Raw genomic sequence first — 14,938 nt, forward strand, 5'->3', positions numbered from 1 at the left:
GCCGGACCGGGGTTGTCGCGCCGGTCGGCTATACTTGTCGCATACGCAACGCAAGGATTTCTATAGTGGATCAGGAAGAAAAGAGCGGCACCCGCGGCGGCTCGGACGACAAGACTGGAAACGGCACACCCGCCGCCTCGGGCCGGGGCGCATTCGGTCAGCATGGCAAGCGCCTGTTCGAAGGCGCGCGCGGACGCGCCCAGGCGAGCTACTCGATGGCGCAGGCGCGCCTGCGCGACCGCCCGCGCTGGGAACAGGCGGTACTGATCGGGCTCTGGAGCCTGGCGGCCGGCCTGATGGTCTTCTTCCTCTACCTGGTGATCCTGATTCCGCTCACGCCGGGCATCGACGACCTGCGCCAGGCCAGCACCGCGCGCCCGAGCGTGATCCTGTCCGCCGACGGCAAGGAGCTCGGCAGTTTCGAGAAGGGCCTGCAGGAGCGCATCAAGCTGTCGCAGATCTCCCCGCACGTCATCAAGGCCCTGATCTCGACCGAGGACCACCGCTTCTACGACCACCACGGCGTGGATTTCCGGCGCGTCGCGGGCGCCTTCGTCGCGACCGTGAAGGGCGACCCGCAAGGCGGCTCGACCATTACCCAGCAGCTGGCGCGCAACATGTTCCCCGAAGAGATCGGCCGGGCGCGCAGCATCAACCGCAAGATGAAGGAACTGATCACCGCGATCAAGATCGAGAACACCTACAGCAAGACCGAGATCCTCGAGGCCTACCTGAACACGGTGCCCTTCCTGTACAACGCCTATGGCATCGAGATGGCGGCGCGCACCTACTTCGGCAAGACGGCCGCCAAGCTGGACGTGCTGGAAGCCGCCACCCTGGTCGGCATGCTCAAGGGCACCCATTACTACAACCCGGTGGCCAACCCGGAACGCTCCAAGTCGCGCCGCAACGTGGTGCTGTCGCAGATGTCCAAGCACGGCGCGTTCAGCGAGGAACGCTACCGTGCCCTGGCCAAGCGCCCGCTGCGGGTACGTTTCGCGCGCCTGAACGACCGCAGCGGCAAGGACGACCACTTCACCGCCTTCGTGCGCAAGTGGCTGCTCGACTGGGCCCAGGAGAACGACTACGACCTGCAGCTCGACGGCCTGGTGGTGCATACCACGCTCGACATGGACCTGCAGGCGGCCGCGGTGCGCGCGGTCGAGCGCCAGGCCAATACGCTGCAGGCGATCGCCGACGTCGAATGGGCCTACCAGGGCATGCCGCGCTCGACCTCGGCCGGCATGTACACGTCGATGCGGCGCGAGGTCGATCCTTTCGCCTGGTATTGGCGTTCGCATCCGCGCGAACTCGACGCATTCGTGCGCGAAAGCGGCGAATACCGCCAGGCCGTGGAGGATGGCGAAGCGCCCGCCGCGGCGCTCAAGCGCCTCAAGGCCGACCGCGAGTTCATGCGCGAGCTCAAGACGACCAAGTCGCGCCTGGAAGCCGGCTTCGTGGCGATGGACCCGCACACCGGCGAGGTGCGCGCCTGGGTCGGCAGCCGCAGCTTCGAGCGCGACCAGTTCGACCACGTGGCCCAGGCCGCGCGCCAGCCCGGCTCGACCTTCAAGCCGATCGTCTACGCCGCCGCCCTGGAGAGCGGCATCCCGCCGGACCAGACCTACCGCGACGTGGTGCAGGACATCAAGGTGGGCGGCACGGTCTGGCGCCCGACCGATATGTCGGGCAACAGCGGGGCCATGATGAGCATGCGCGACGGCCTGGTGTATTCCAAGAACACCATCACCGCGCAGGTGATGCAGCAGGTCGGCGTCAGCCCGATCGTGCGCCTGGCCCAGGGGATGGGCATCCGCCAGAGCAAACTGGCGGCGGTGCCTTCGCTGGCGCTGGGCACCAGCCCGGTGACCCTGCTCGAGATGGTCAGCACCTACAGCACCATCGCGGCCCAGGGCGAATACCGCAAGCCGGTGTTCGTGCGCCGCATCACCGACCGCGACGGCAAGACCATTGCCGATTTCGCGCCGGACGCCCCGGAGCGCGCCCTGTCGCAGGATGCCGCGCTGAACCTGATCGATATGCTGCGCGGCGTGGTCGACCGCGGCACCGGCGGCGGCGTGCGCTACCGCTTCGGGGTGAACGGCGACCTGGCTGGCAAGACCGGCACCACCCAGAACAATACCGACGGCTGGTTCATTCTGATGCACCCGAACCTGGTGGCCGGCGCCTGGATCGGCTTCAACGACAACCGCGTGACGATGCGCAGCAGCTACTGGGGGCAGGGCGGGCACAATGCGCTGCTGCTGGTAGGCGACTTCATGCGCAGCGCGGTCGACGGCGGCAAGCTCGATCCGGACGCGCTGCTGCCGGGCGAGCGCAAGCCGACGCCGCGCAGGTACCAGGAGCCGGAATACGTCGAGGAAGGCCCTGGCGAACTCGAGATCGAGGAAGGGATGTCCGGCGAAGAGGTGCCCGACCCGGCGCCGATCGAAGATGAGGACGAGCCGGCCGAGGCGCCGATCCAGCCGGTACCAAGCCAGCCGGCGCCGGTGCAGACGGCGCCGCCGATGCAGTTGCCGGACGTGCCGCCCCCGCCGCCCAGCTCGGGCGAGGAAGAGATTATCTAGGGTCCGCCTGCGCCGTCCGGTCCGGCGCCTCCCCGCGCAGGAGCGGATACGGGTTGACCGGCCCGGCCTTGCCGTACACCCCGTAGTGCAGGTGAGGCGGCGTGGTCCGCGCATTGCCGGTATTGCCGACGTAGCCCAGCACCCGGCCTTCCTCGACCCGCATGCCCGGCGCCACGTCCGAAAAGCCGTCGAGGTGGGCGTAATAATGACGCTGGCCGCCCGGTCCCAGCACCCACACCACCTGGCCGCCGAGGCGGTTGGTCCCGACCCGCAGCACGATGCCTTCGGTGGCGGCGCGCACCGCCGTGCCGCGCCTGGCGAAGATGTCGATGCCCTCGTGCCTGCGGCCCTCGCTGCGGCTTGCATGCCAGGTGTCGCGCAGCGCCTTGGGACGCACGCCGCTGACCGGCATGGCGAGGGCGGCTGGCGCCGGCATCGCCGCGAGCCGCATCGCATACACGGCATGGCGCACCCAGGGCTCGAGCAGGCCCCAGGCGGCAATCAGGAATACGGCGACTAACAGGCTGCGCAGGAAAATTCGCATGGCGGCATGGTCCATGAAGCGTTCGACAGTGAACACGTATGGGCGAAGCGCCGGATTTACAGGCTCAGGCCGGGTCGAGTGTGGGACGGGCCGATGCGGCCCCGTTCGCGTCGTCGGCAGGCGGCGTGTCGAGCGCCGGATCCTGGCGCAGCGGCAACACCAGGGTGAAGGTGCAGCCCTGGCCATGGCCTGCGCTGTGTACCGACACCTTGCCGCCATGCAGCGCGCTGAGTTCCTTCACCAGGGCCAGGCCGAGCCCCAGGCCGCCCTGGGCGCGGTCGATGCTGGTCGGCCCTTGCACCAGCACGTCGAAGATCAGGGGCAGGAGCTCCGGCGCCAGGCCGACTCCGGTATCGCAGACTTCCACCACCACTTCCTTGCCGCTGGTCTTGCAGCGCACCGTGATGCTGCCGCCGGCCGGGGTGTACTTGATGGCGTTGTGCAGCAGGTTGTCGACGATCTGCTCGAGGCGGGTGCGGTCGCCGTCGACCCAGCAGGGTACGAGCTCGGCTTTCCAGTGATGGTTGCCGGCGTCGACCAGGCGCTTGGCCTCGACGCAGGAGCGCAGCACTTCCGACAGGTTGACCGGCGTGCGCTGCAGGACGATCTTGCCCGACAGGATGCGCTGCACGTCGAGCAGGTCGTCGACGATGCGGACCAGGTGGCGCATCTGGCGCCGGCTGATGTCGCGCGCATTCGCCGCCAGCTCCGGTTTCACGCCAGGCATGTCGAGCACGCTCATGGCGCCCGAGATCGCCGCCAGCGGGTTGCGCAGCTCGTGCCCCAGCATGGCCAGGAAATTGTCCTTGGCCTGGCTCTGGGCTTCGGCCAGACGGCGCGCGCGCTGTTCGCTCACCAATAGCTGCTCGCGCTCGTGCTGCAGCGCCTGGCGCGCCGCGCTTTCGCGCGACAAGGCCTCGCTGGTGTAGTGCAGGCCGTCGAGCAGGGCGTCGACCTCGTCCACCTTGGTCGGGCGCGGCCGGGCGATCGCGCCGCGCGCCAGCCCGTTGGCGACGCTGCCGGCCTGCTGCAGGGCGTTCGACAGCTTGTTCCCGAAGAACACGGCAGTCAGGAGCGCCATGCCCATCAGCAGGATCAGCGCCAGCGTGGCATAGGTGGCGGCGATGCGGGCGGCCGCCTCGATCTCGGCCACCGGCACCCCGATCACGACGGTCCAGCCGCTGGCGGCGGAGCGCGTGTAGACGCCGTAGACCTCGATGCCTTCTGGCGTCACGTGGCGCAGTACGCCGCTGCCGGCATGGCGGGCGGNGAGCCGCATTTCGGGGTGCATCGGCTTGCCGGCGGAATGCGCACCGTCGCGGCTGCGCGCAATCGTAATTCCGTCCGCATCGAAAATACCGACCAGCCAGGAGGCATCCAGGGTGCCGTTGACGAACACCCGCTCGAAGTAGCGGGTATCGAAAATCTGGCTGACCACGTACTGTGGCCCATTGCCAGACGGCGTCGGAACGTCGACGGACACGACGGAACGCTGCGAGGTGGGGCCGAGAAAGTAGCCTGACACGCGCGTCTTGTCGCTACCCAGGACTTCATTGGCGAAGGGACGGCGCGTTCCGTTCAGCTGAGTGCCAAACGGCATGAGCGTGTTAAAGATAGGACGGGTCCCCGCGTCCACCAGCGTGGTCCAGGACAGGGCATCGTCGCCGTTGAGGCGCGTGGCCAGCCGATACACGCGCGGGTAGTTCTGTTCGGCAAGGGCTTCGGAATTTGCGATGACGCGCAGCAGCGCTTCCTTGACCGCAATCTCGCGATCCACCAGCAGCGCGGTAGCGCGTGCCGTCTCCTGGACCTGGCGGATGCGCGACTCACGCTCCCAGTCCAGCAGCATGGACACGCCGATCCAGAACGCCAGGGCGACCGGGATCAGGATGGCGGCCGCCATCAGGTACAGATAAGTGCGCGTTTTCATGCGGGCATGTGGTCGACGGCGTCGCGAAGATGGCTGCGGGCATTGTCAGATGACAATGGCCGCCAGCTTAGCAGAAGCCTACTGGACGCGCTCGGCTTTTCTCTTCCGGAACGAGGCTTGTCGCCACGCGCCCGCTTACAGGATCGGGGTGCCGCCGGTCACCGCGATGCGCGCCCCCGAGATGTAGCTGGCCTGGTTCGACGCCAGCAGCACGTAGACCGGGGCCACTTCGGCCGGCTGGCCGGGCCGCTTCATCGGCACCTGCTGGCCGAAGCTTTCGACCTGGTCGGGCGGCATGGTGGCGGGAATGAGCGGCGTCCAGATCGGACCCGGCGCCACCGAGTTCACGCGGATGCCTTTCTCGGCCAGCAACTGGGCCAGGCCTGCGCTGAAGTTGGCGATGGCGCCCTTGGTGGCGGCATAGGCCAGCAGGGTCGGTTTCGGGTTGTCGGAATTGATGGAGGTGGTGTTGATGATAGATGAGCCCGGCTGCATGTGCCGCACCGCCGCCTTGCAGATGTGGAACATCGCGGTGATGTTGACCTTGAAAGTGTAATCCCATTCGTCGTCAGGGATTTCTTCCAGCGTGTCGTGGCTCATCTGGAAGGCAGCATTATTGACCAGCACGTCGATACGCCCGAATTCCTGCACCGCCTTGTCGACGATCGCGCGGCAATGGCCCGGGTCGGCCAGGTCGCCCGGCACCAGCACCGCCTTGCGGCCGGCTTCCTCGACCAGGCGCGCGGTCTCCTGCGCATCCTCGTGTTCGTTCAGGTAAGCAATCAGGACATCCGCTCCCTCGCGCGCAAAGGCCAGGGCGACGGCGCGGCCAATGCCGCTGTCGCCGCCGGTGATGAGGGTGGCCTTGTCCTTCAGCTTGCCGGAGCCCTGGTAGCTCGACTCGCCGTGGTCGGCCTTTGGTGTAAGCTGCGCCTCGGTGCCCGGCGGATCCTGCTGCTGCGCTGGCTGTTGCGTCTGGTTCATCGCATGTCCCTTCGATTCAGTGATTGAGGTAGCGCGGGCGCGCGGAGGATGCGTCCGGCCTGTCTTCGTTGGCCGCCGGCTCCTCCTCGCCGCGCAGGTCGCGCGCCTCCGGCGCTTCCTGCAGCAGGACGTGCCGGGGACGCGGCGCGGTCGAGATGCCCAGGTCTTCGAACATCTGCATGGCGTCGAGGTTGATGGCCTGCTGGGTGTCCATGTAGAGGTCAAAGCTGGCGTCGAGCATGGTGTAGACAATCTCGTACTCGATCCAGTTCTGGTCGAGCGTTTTGAGGTGGGCGCGGTCGAAGCGCAGCTTGTCGTGTTTCGCGACGATCTCGCGCAGCATCTCCGGCACCCGCGCCGCCAGCTCGCGCGGCGTGGCCGGACTGGCGCGCAGCGTGAACACGATCCGGCGCGTGCTCATGCGGCGGTAGTTGTAGACGGTATTGCGCAGCAGTTCGGCGTTTGCAACGATGATCTGCTCGCCGCCAAGGGCGCGTACCCGGGTCGTCTTCAATCCCACATGCTCGACCGTGCCGCTGAAATTGTTGACCGTAATGAAGTCGCCGACCTCGAAGGGCTTGTCCACCGCGATCGACATCGAGGCGAACAGGTCGCCCAGGATGTTCTGCACCGCCAGCGCGATGGCCACGCCGCCGATACCGAGGCTGGCGACGAAGGTGGTGACGTTGATGCCGAGGTTGGACAGCATGGCCAGCACGAACACCACCCAGACCGTGGTCTGCAGCAGCCAGATCACGACCGTGTGGGCGACTGTGACCTGGTCGTCGACCGCGCCGCGTCCGTGGCTCAGGAAATAGCGGCGCGCGCCGATCTTGACGGCGCGGTGCAGGAAAGCGGCGATCTGGATGCCGAGCGTGAAGAACCACAGGTGGCCCAGGCGCGTGTTCCAGGGCTCCGGCAGGTCCAGCACCGACAGGCCGATCAGGATCGAGGTGGCGAGGATGGCGAACACGCCGGTGTGGGCCAGGGTCTTGCCCAGTACCTGGGCGATGGTCCGGTGCTGGTGCTCCTCGCTCAGCTGGCCGAGCCGGCGGCGGAACAGGATCAGGGCGCCGTGCATCAGCGCGTAGCTGGCGACGGTGGCGGCGATGGCGAACAGGGCGTTCGGCAAAGATATGTCAAGAGATGCAAATAATTGGGAAAGATTGTTCAAACCGGACTCCTAATCGGAAGAGCCGGCGCCGGCCGCGCGTGCCGGAATAGGCGGGGAAGGGCATGCGGCAGCGGCGCACGGCTGGCAGCGCGCTGCGCGATGGCCAGGCAGGGCCAGGGCAGGCGCGCCGGAACGGCGCCGTGAAGCCGGCGCGGGCAGGGAGCATGCCCCTTGCCCGCGCCGAGGCTCAGTGGCGCTTCAGGTGCTCGCGCACGGCTTCGGCGCTCGGGCCGACCTGTTTCACTGCGCGTTCGAGCTCTTCCTTGCTCACGCCCAGCGCTTCGGTCCAGTGGCGCACTTCCCATTCCTCGTTGACGTTGATGCGGGCGCGGTCCTGGGCGCCACGGTTTTGCAGGTTGTCGGACATGATGGCCTCCTTGTTCACTTTGCTTGCTGCCAGAGTGCCAGCCACAACCGATGCGTTCCGTACGCTGTTTCACCTTGCGCGCCATTCTCGACCCGGCATCGACCCGCTGGCCGTGCCAATGGCAACTTTTTGAGGTAGGCTTGCACTATCGATACCAATCGCACCAGAAGGAGGAGACCCGCATGTCCGCACCCTATGAAACCGCCCAGCCCGAACGCAGCGCCGTCGACGCCATGCCCGGCACCGTGATGCTCGATTTCGGCGCCAACTGGTGCGGCTACTGCCGCGCCGCCGAGCCCTTGATCGACGAGGCCCTGGCCGGCAGCCAGGGTGTGCGCCACGTGAAGGTGGAAGACGGGCCCGGCCGCCCGCTGGGGCGCTCGTTCCGCATCAAGCTGTGGCCGACCGTGGTTGTCCTCAAGGATGGGCAAGAGGTGGCGCGCGTGGTGCGTCCGGTGTCCGCCGACGAAGTACGCGTCGCACTGGCCCAGGCCGGTGCAGCATGAGCGAGGCTGCCGCCGCCCTTCCAGCCAACAAGCCGCGCACCGTCCTGTTCGCGAGCCTGATCGGCACCACCATCGAGTTCTACGACTTCTACATCTACGCCACCGCCGCGGTGCTGGTCTTCCCGCGCCTGTTCTTCCCGGCCGCCGACCCGGCCGCAGCGACCCTGCAGTCGCTGGCCACCTTCGCCATCGCCTTCTTCGCCCGGCCGGTGGGTTCGGCCGTCTTCGGCCACTTCGGCGACCGCATCGGCCGCAAGGCGACCCTGGTGGCGGCGCTGCTCACGATGGGCATTTCCACCGTGCTGATCGGCCTGCTGCCCACCTATGATTCGATCGGCACGCTGGCGCCGCTGCTGCTGGCCCTGTGCCGCTTCGGCCAGGGCCTGGGCCTGGGCGGCGAGTGGGGCGGAGCGGTGCTGCTGGCAACCGAGAATGCGCCGCCCGGCAAGCGCGCCTGGTACGGCATGTTCCCGCAGCTGGGGGCGCCGATCGGCTTCTTCCTGTCGGGCGGCACCTTCCTGCTGCTGGGCACCCTGATGGCGGACGAGGAGTTCTTCCGCTGGGGCTGGCGGATTCCCTTCCTGGCCAGCGCACTGCTGGTGCTGGTCGGGCTGTACGTGCGCCTGAAGATCACCGAGACCCCGGATTTCCAGAAGGTGCTGGATCGTAACGAGCGGGTCAAGGTGCCGGCGCTGGCGGTGCTCAAGGACCACACCCGCGCGCTGGTGCTGGGCACCGTCGTCGCGCTGGCGACCTTCGTGGTGTTCTACCTGATGACGGTGTTCGCGCTGAGCTGGGGCACCACCAGGCTGGGCTTCTCGCGCCAGGCCTTCCTCACCATGCAGCTGGTCGCGGTGGTGTTCTTCGCGCTGACGATCCCGCCGTCGGCAGTGCTGGCCGACCGCCACGGACGGCGCATGGCGATGATCCTGGTGAGCGCGGCGATCGCCGTGTTCGGGCTGCTGTTCGGACCCCTGTTCGGTTCCGGCACCCTGGTTTCGGTGGGCGCCTTCATGGTGCTCGGCATGTGCCTGATCGGCTTTACCTACGGGCCGCTGGGCACCTTGCTGGCCGAGCTGTTCCCGGCCGAGGTGCGCTACACCGGCGCCTCGCTGACCTTCAACTTCGCCGGCATCCTGGGCGCCTCGCTGGCGCCCTACATCGCCACCTGGCTGGCCACCAACTACGGGCTGGCCTGGGTCGGCTACTACCTGACGGCTGCGGCACTGCTGAGCCTGTTTGCCCTGCTGGCGGTCGGCGACGGGCACGCCAAGCCTGCGCCGCAGCCGGCGTCCCGCTGAATGAGGAAGGGCCCCGAACGGGGCCCTGTTGACGCTCGTCCCGGCCGCCGGCCTCAGAACGAATAGACCATCGTCAGCGAAGTCTGGGTATCGGTATTCTTCTTGCCGTCCGGGACGCTGGAGTCGTTGCGCGCGCTGAAGCCGGCCTTCATCTGCATGGTCGAGTTGATCTTGGTGCTGAGCGAGGTCTCGGCCACCGAACGGGTGTTCGAGGTGCCCTTCTCGACGCTGACCGTCTGGGCGAAGAAGGCCGAAGGGCTGACGCGCCAGCGCAGCTGGGCCGCGCCGCGCACGGTCAGGCCGCTCTCGTCCTCGCCGGTGGCGCGCTCGCCGGCAAAATAACCCGGGCCGATCTCGACGTCGAGCGAGGTGTCTGGGGTGTTCAGCCAGCGCGAGCCGTGACCGATTGCGATCGAGGAATAGCGGTTGTAGGCGCCGAAGCGGTCGGTGACGTGCGAACCGATCACGAAGGCACGCTTGTTTTCGCCGAGCAGCTTGAGCGAGGCCTTGGCCGAGGCGGCGAAGCGTTCCGCCGACTTGCTGCGCTCGATGTTGCCGTCGTCGTTCTCGTATTCGTCTTCCTTGAAGAAGCCGCTGACGATGAATTCATGGCTCCAGTTGGCGGTCTCGTGACGGGCGTCGATCTTGCCCGTGACCGAGGTGCCGGTGGTGTTGCCCGAGGTGGTGATCGCGCCCAGCTCGGCCGAGGTGAACCAGCCGCCTTCGGGGATCTCGGGCTTGGCCACGGAGATCGGTCCGTGGACGTTGCCGACCGCAGGAAGATCGAAGTCCGCCTGTGCGGCGCCATGGAAGGCGCACAGGCCGAGTGCAAGAAGAGATGCAGGGAATTTGAAGTGTTTCATAAGCACTGTATTGCCAGCAAGATGCGCGACATTGTATCCCAAAGAACGCGCAAAACGGTGCTTTGAGACACATATGGCGCGTTTTAATCGGCTCCCTTGGATGTCTGGCATCAGAGCCGTATTAGGTTCCGATCACGACGATCTTGAACGTGAACAGGGCGGCAATTACCCACACCACCGGCGCCACCTCGCGGGCCCGGCCGGTCAGCAGCTTGAGCACCGCGTAGCTGATGAAGCCGAAGGCGATGCCTTCCGCGATCGAGAAAGTGAAGGGCATGACCAGGGCGGTGACCGCGGCCGGGATGCTCTCGGTGGAATCGCCCCATTCGACCTCGCCCAGGTCGGACAGCATCAGGCAGGCGACGAACAGCAGGGCCGGCGCGGTGGCGTAGGCCGGGACCACGCCGGCCAGCGGCGCGATGAACAGGCAGGCCAGGAACAGCACCGCCACGGTCAGCGCCGTGAGGCCGGTGCGGCCGCCCGCCTGCACGCCCGAGGCGCTTTCCAGGTAGGCGGTGGTGCTCGAGGTGCCGAGCACGCTGCCGGCCACGATCGCGCCACTGTCGGCCAGCAGGGCCTTGTTGAGGCGGTCCATCTTGCCCTCGACCAGCAGGCCGGCGCGGCGCGCCACGCCCATCAGGGTGCCGGTGGCGTCGAACAGCTCGACCAGGAAGAACACCAGCACCACGTTCATGATGCCGACCGACAGGGCGCCGGCGATGTCGAGCTTGAACAGGGTCGGCTCGATCGAGGGCGGGGCCGAGAAGATCCCGTTATAGGTGTTCCCGCCGAAGAAAAAGGACAGCACGGTCACCAGCACGATGCCGATCAGGATCGCGCCCTTCACGCGCAGGCGGTCGAGCGCGACGATGGCGAAGAAGCCGACGATGGCCATGATGGCTTCCGGCTTGTGCAGGTCGCCGGCCTTGACCAGGGTCGCCGGACTGGCCACCACGATCCCGGCGTTCTTCAGGGCGATCAGCGCCAGGAACATGCCCAGGCCGACCGTGATCGCGACCCGCATCGACTTGGGGATGCCGTTCACGATCATGCCGCGCAGGCCCAGCAGGGAAACCAGGATGAACAGGCAGCCGGACATGAACACCGCGCCCAGCGCCGCCGGCCACGGGATGCCCATGCCGAGCACCACCGCATAGGCGAAATAGGCGTTCAGGCCCATCCCCGGGGCCATCGCGATCGGGTAGTTCGCGTACAGGCCCATCACGGCGGTGCCGAGCGCCGCCACCAGGCAGGTGGCGACGAATACCGATTCCTTCGGCATGCCGGCGTCGCCCAGGATCGAAGGATTGACGAAGATGATGTACACCATCGTCAGGAAAGTCGTGAGGCCGGCCAGCAGTTCGGTGCGGACGGTGGTGCCGCTTTGGGTGAGTTTGAAGAATCGGTCGAGCATTATTATTGGACTCCAGGCGTGTTTTGGCTGAAGCATAACACTCCGCGGTACTGCCGAGCGAGTATTGGCTGCTCCGACATGCAGCGTGGCCCCGCGCATCGGTGCCAATGCGCTAACATGGCATCTCCATCATTACCACCACATGTCATGCCGAAGAATAAGCGTCCGTTGCCCCGTACCTCGAATAATCCGCGCGAGCCCGACAACGCCTCCGTGGCGCAGGAGCTGGCCGACCTGGCCCTGGCGATCGCCGAAAGGGAGGAGGCGCCCGGCTTCGGCAGTGCCGACGAACGCGAGGAGGAACTCCTGGCCGCGGTGCGCAAGCTGCTGCGCAAGAAGCGCGACGAGGCGCTGTATGAGGCGATCGAAACGGCGCGCTACACCGATCCCGAGGCCTGCCGCCTGCTGCGCGGCCGCATCGAGGAGGAAGCCGCCAACCTGCGCCTGCGGCGCGAGGACGGCAACGGCAAGGGCGTGGAATACGAGATCGACGCCTTCCTGATCCCGCTGTTCGTGCGCAGCACCGGGGGCCTGCAGGCGGCCGACACCTTCCAGGACGAGGAGGCCTTCGAGGCGCTGGCCAACAGTTTCCACCCGGCCGGGCTGGAGAGCGCCGGCGGCAAGCTGGTGCTGGTCCAGCATGCCTACGACCTGGCCGAGATCGACCACGTGTCCTATTCGAGCCTGCAGGAGATGCTGCGCGAGGCTGCCGGCACGCTGCTGGAAAAGAAACTGCAGCCGGCGCCGACCATCGAAGCGAGCATCCGCGGCTGGACCGGCGAGCGCTTCGCGCCCGACGAGTCGGCCCTGGAGCTGCGCTTCCTGCTGGGCTTTTCGCTCAAGCGTACCGACGATCCGTTCTATGCGGTGCCGCGCGACGAAGCGGGCGCCGACGCCTGGTACGCGGCGCGCGAGGAGCGCTTCCGCGCCTGGACCGCGCAGGCCGCCCCGCTGGTGCGGCGCCTGCTGGGGCGCGAGCCCGACGGCATCCATGTCGACTTCCTCTACCAGGATCTGTTCTACGGCGCCAAGGAGCAGGGCGTGAGCGAGCTCACCACCCTCGGCATCCTGTCCGAGATCGCACGCACGCTGTCCGACAAGGACCTGGCGCCGGACCAGGTCCATGCCGCCGTCGCGCCGCTCGACGCGGGCGAGCACATCGTCCTGCGCATCAACCTGTATGCGCTCGACGGCGGCACGCCCTGGGGCAGCGTCGAGACCCCGGTCGACCTGGCCGCCGACCTCGGCGCCGAGATCGACAACCTGTGCGATGCGCTGCTGTCGCTCGGCCTGGAGGGCGTGTCGGTCGCCACCGGTTTCAGCGAGGACGGGCACCCCGAAGGCGCGGAACCCTACCAGCCGGGTTGACGGCGGTAAGGCCTTCCGACCGCGCTCTCGCTACCCCTGCGGCCCTTCCGGCGGCCGCATGAAGCCCTCATTCTTCGTTTTTCCCAAACAAACATCGCCGCCGGTCGTCCCGGCGGCGCCCGTGCACGCCCGGGCACGGTAAAAAGTGCGGTGACTTTTCGTAGTGGATTTTCTTGTATGGCTGTAGGAGCAGCCCTACATGAGTGCGCTCAGCCGGCAACTCTCTCCTATGAGAGGTCTTTGTAACATCTCGTTGCAACATTTCTAGTTAGCAATATTGCAATGCATAAATGAAAATAATGGCAATTTTGCATGTTACGATTAGCGGGTCCGGTGTGGGATTGAACCGCAATTGTCCACACCCGGGGAACTGGCCAACAGAGAGAAAACGCCAGGCTTTGCCAACAAAATAGCGCCACGAAGGCGAAAGGAAATAAATATGCCGACCTTGATCGTGTTTTGCCACCTGCGCTGGGACTTCGTCTTCCAGCGTCCCCAGCACCTGATGACCCGTCTGGCGGAACACTACGATATCCTGTTTGTCGAGGAACCGGTCTATAGCGAAGGGCAGGCATACCTGAAGAAGACGGCCGTCGCGCCGAATATCACGGTGTGCCAGCCGCATACCGCCATCCATGCACCAGGCTTCCACGATGACCAGCTTCCGACCCTGCACACCCTGTTGGCCGACCTCGTGCCGGAAGGCGAGCAGCCGGTCGTCTGGTTCTATACCCCGATGGCGCTGCCGCTGCTGCAGGGCCTGAACCCGTCCAAGATCGTCTACGATTGCATGGACGAGCTGGCAATGTTCAAGAACGCGCCGAAACAGTTGCTGCAGCGCGAAAGCGCGTTGCTGAACATGGCCGACGTCGTCTTTACCGGCGGCCCGAGCCTGTACCAGTCCAAGCGTGACCGCCACGCGAACGCGCACTGCTTCTCGAGCAGCGTCGACGCCAAGCACTTCCGCCAGGCCCAGGACCGCGCGATCTCGCATCCGGACCAGGCCCATATCGCGCACCCGCGCCTGGGCTTCTACGGCGTGATCGACGAACGCCTCGACGTCGAACTGGTCTCCAAAATGGCCGATGCCCATCCGGAATGGCAGATCGTGATGGTGGGCCCGGTCGTCAAGATCGACCCGGCCACGCTGCCGAAGCAGCCCAACGTCCACTATATGGGCCAGCGCAGCTACGACCAGCTGCCGAAGTTCCTGGCGGGCTGGGACGTATGCCTGCTGCCGTTCGCGATGAACGATTCGACCAAGTTCATCTCGCCGACCAAGGTGCTCGAGTACATGGCGGCGGAGCTGCCGGCGGTGTCGACCCCGATCACCGACGTCAAGGTGCCGTATGGCGACGTGGTGGCGGTTGCCGCCACCGCGGAAGAGTTCATCGCCGCCTGCGAACGCCAGCTGGCCCTGAGCGAAGGCGAGCGCCTGGCCATGGCCAAGCGCATGCGCGAAGTGGTGGCGAACACCTCCTGGGACCTGACCGCCAGCCGCATGCACGAGCTGATCGAAAGCGCCGTGCCGGGCCGCCATGCGCGCCTGCCGGCCAATCCGGATGTCGCCAAGGCCGACGTGCTGCCCGTGAAGGCAGCCAAGCTGCCGGTGGCGAAGAGCGCCTGACAGGGTAAGCGGCCAGCGCGGCGGGCAAACCGCCAGCGCTGGCTGGCGACGGCACGGCGGCGGACCCTCGCGGGTACCGCCGCCGTGTTTTTTTGCGTGGGTGGCCGGCTTCGTCGAGTGGGCGGCTCTACCCGGCACTGTGCCCCTCATCGCCGTATGGGCCGCCCACGCGGTGATAGATAGACGCTCCGTTTGCGGGCGTCGAACGAACAAGAACGGCGCGGTGTCCTGGGACACCGCGCCGTTTTCGGCCATTTTGCGAGGGTCAGGCG

Annotated in this window: 12 protein-coding genes; 5 read left to right on the plus strand and 7 right to left on the minus strand. The window is 66.7% G+C overall.

What is annotated here, in order from left to right; genetic code table 11:
- The first annotated feature begins 215 nt into the window (after positions 1 to 215).
- Positions 216 to 2,588: a penicillin-binding protein 1A gene (locus YWC_RS28030; RefSeq protein ID WP_084416288.1), complete on the plus strand. Its 2,373-nt coding sequence runs from the start codon at positions 216 to 218 to the stop codon at positions 2,586 to 2,588.
- Here the strand turns inward: YWC_RS28030 and YWC_RS0102970 are convergent.
- The 5 genes from YWC_RS0102970 to YWC_RS0102990 all read right to left on the minus strand — a co-directional run bounded on the left by YWC_RS0102970 (position 2,581) and on the right by YWC_RS0102990 (position 7,587).
- Positions 2,581 to 3,132: a M23 family metallopeptidase gene (locus YWC_RS0102970; protein WP_027864042.1), complete on the minus strand. Its 552-nt coding sequence runs from the start codon at positions 3,130 to 3,132 to the stop codon at positions 2,581 to 2,583. The genes YWC_RS28030 and YWC_RS0102970 overlap by 8 nt on opposite strands.
- Positions 3,133 to 3,196: 64 nt before the next feature.
- Positions 3,197 to 5,062 carry a sensor histidine kinase gene (locus tag YWC_RS31395; RefSeq protein ID WP_051306169.1) on the minus strand — a complete coding sequence of 622 codons (1,866 nt, stop codon included), beginning with the start codon at positions 5,060 to 5,062 and terminating at the stop codon, positions 3,197 to 3,199.
- A 135-nt stretch (positions 5,063 to 5,197) separates the two neighbouring features.
- The gene (locus tag YWC_RS0102980) at positions 5,198 to 6,046 is read right to left on the minus strand and encodes a glucose 1-dehydrogenase (RefSeq protein WP_027864043.1); all 849 of its coding nucleotides are present in this window, start codon (positions 6,044 to 6,046) and stop codon (positions 5,198 to 5,200) included.
- Positions 6,047 to 6,062: 16 nt separating this feature from the next.
- Positions 6,063 to 7,178, minus strand: a complete 1,116-nt coding sequence (locus tag YWC_RS28040) for a mechanosensitive ion channel family protein (protein ID WP_229412995.1) — start codon at positions 7,176 to 7,178, stop codon at positions 6,063 to 6,065.
- A gap of 229 nt (positions 7,179 to 7,407) precedes the next feature.
- Positions 7,408 to 7,587: a DUF3606 domain-containing protein gene (locus tag YWC_RS0102990; protein WP_027864044.1), complete on the minus strand. Its 180-nt coding sequence runs from the start codon at positions 7,585 to 7,587 to the stop codon at positions 7,408 to 7,410.
- 182 nt (positions 7,588 to 7,769) lie between these two features.
- On the opposite strand from YWC_RS0102990, the gene YWC_RS0102995 reads away from it, so the two are divergent.
- Together YWC_RS0102995 and YWC_RS28045 are read left to right on the plus strand one after the other, a co-directional pair.
- Positions 7,770 to 8,093 carry a thioredoxin family protein gene (locus tag YWC_RS0102995; RefSeq protein WP_027864045.1) on the plus strand — a complete coding sequence of 108 codons (324 nt, stop codon included), beginning with the start codon at positions 7,770 to 7,772 and terminating at the stop codon, positions 8,091 to 8,093.
- Positions 8,090 to 9,394, plus strand: a complete 1,305-nt coding sequence (locus tag YWC_RS28045) for an MFS transporter (protein ID WP_036212788.1) — start codon at positions 8,090 to 8,092, stop codon at positions 9,392 to 9,394. Before YWC_RS0102995 ends, YWC_RS28045 begins: the two co-directional genes overlap by 4 nt.
- A gap of 53 nt (positions 9,395 to 9,447) precedes the next feature.
- On the opposite strand, the gene YWC_RS0103005 is transcribed toward YWC_RS28045, so the two are convergent.
- Both YWC_RS0103005 and YWC_RS0103010 read right to left on the minus strand, forming a co-directional pair.
- Positions 9,448 to 10,257 (minus strand): DUF481 domain-containing protein, encoded by an 810-nt coding sequence (locus tag YWC_RS0103005; protein WP_027864046.1) that lies wholly within the window; start codon positions 10,255 to 10,257, stop codon positions 9,448 to 9,450.
- 121 nt (positions 10,258 to 10,378) lie between these two features.
- Positions 10,379 to 11,671, minus strand: a complete 1,293-nt coding sequence (locus tag YWC_RS0103010; protein WP_027864047.1) for an NCS2 family permease — start codon at positions 11,669 to 11,671, stop codon at positions 10,379 to 10,381.
- Between the two features lie 147 nt (positions 11,672 to 11,818).
- On the opposite strand from YWC_RS0103010, the gene YWC_RS0103015 reads away from it, so the two are divergent.
- Together YWC_RS0103015 and YWC_RS28050 are read left to right on the plus strand one after the other, a co-directional pair.
- On the plus strand, positions 11,819 to 13,039 hold the full coding sequence (locus tag YWC_RS0103015; RefSeq protein WP_027864048.1) for a hypothetical protein: 1,221 nt from the start codon (positions 11,819 to 11,821) through the stop codon (positions 13,037 to 13,039).
- A gap of 439 nt (positions 13,040 to 13,478) precedes the next feature.
- Positions 13,479 to 14,666, plus strand: a complete 1,188-nt coding sequence (locus YWC_RS28050) for a glycosyltransferase (RefSeq protein ID WP_084416271.1) — start codon at positions 13,479 to 13,481, stop codon at positions 14,664 to 14,666.
- Positions 14,667 to 14,938 lie beyond the last annotated feature (272 nt).

It is taken from the genome of Massilia alkalitolerans DSM 17462 (genome assembly GCF_000427785.1).
GTDB lineage: Bacteria > Pseudomonadota > Gammaproteobacteria > Burkholderiales > Burkholderiaceae_D > Telluria > Telluria alkalitolerans.

Coding starts and splice junctions, on each gene's coding strand:
- YWC_RS0103005 (WP_027864046.1), bottom strand. CDS start 10,257: ATGAAACACTTCAAATTCCCTGCATCTCTTCTTGCACTCGGCCTGTGC.
- YWC_RS0103015 (WP_027864048.1), top strand. CDS start 11,819: ATGCCGAAGAATAAGCGTCCGTTGCCCCGTACCTCGAATAATCCGCGC.
- YWC_RS0103010 (WP_027864047.1), bottom strand. CDS start 11,671: ATGCTCGACCGATTCTTCAAACTCACCCAAAGCGGCACCACCGTCCGC.
- YWC_RS0102980 (WP_027864043.1), bottom strand. CDS start 6,046: ATGAACCAGACGCAACAGCCAGCGCAGCAGCAGGATCCGCCGGGCACC.
- YWC_RS0102970 (WP_027864042.1), bottom strand. CDS start 3,132: ATGCGAATTTTCCTGCGCAGCCTGTTAGTCGCCGTATTCCTGATTGCC.
- YWC_RS28030 (WP_084416288.1), top strand. CDS start 216: ATGGCGCAGGCGCGCCTGCGCGACCGCCCGCGCTGGGAACAGGCGGTA.
- YWC_RS0102995 (WP_027864045.1), top strand. CDS start 7,770: ATGTCCGCACCCTATGAAACCGCCCAGCCCGAACGCAGCGCCGTCGAC.
- YWC_RS0102990 (WP_027864044.1), bottom strand. CDS start 7,587: ATGTCCGACAACCTGCAAAACCGTGGCGCCCAGGACCGCGCCCGCATC.
- YWC_RS28045 (WP_036212788.1), top strand. CDS start 8,090: ATGAGCGAGGCTGCCGCCGCCCTTCCAGCCAACAAGCCGCGCACCGTC.
- YWC_RS28050 (WP_084416271.1), top strand. CDS start 13,479: ATGCCGACCTTGATCGTGTTTTGCCACCTGCGCTGGGACTTCGTCTTC.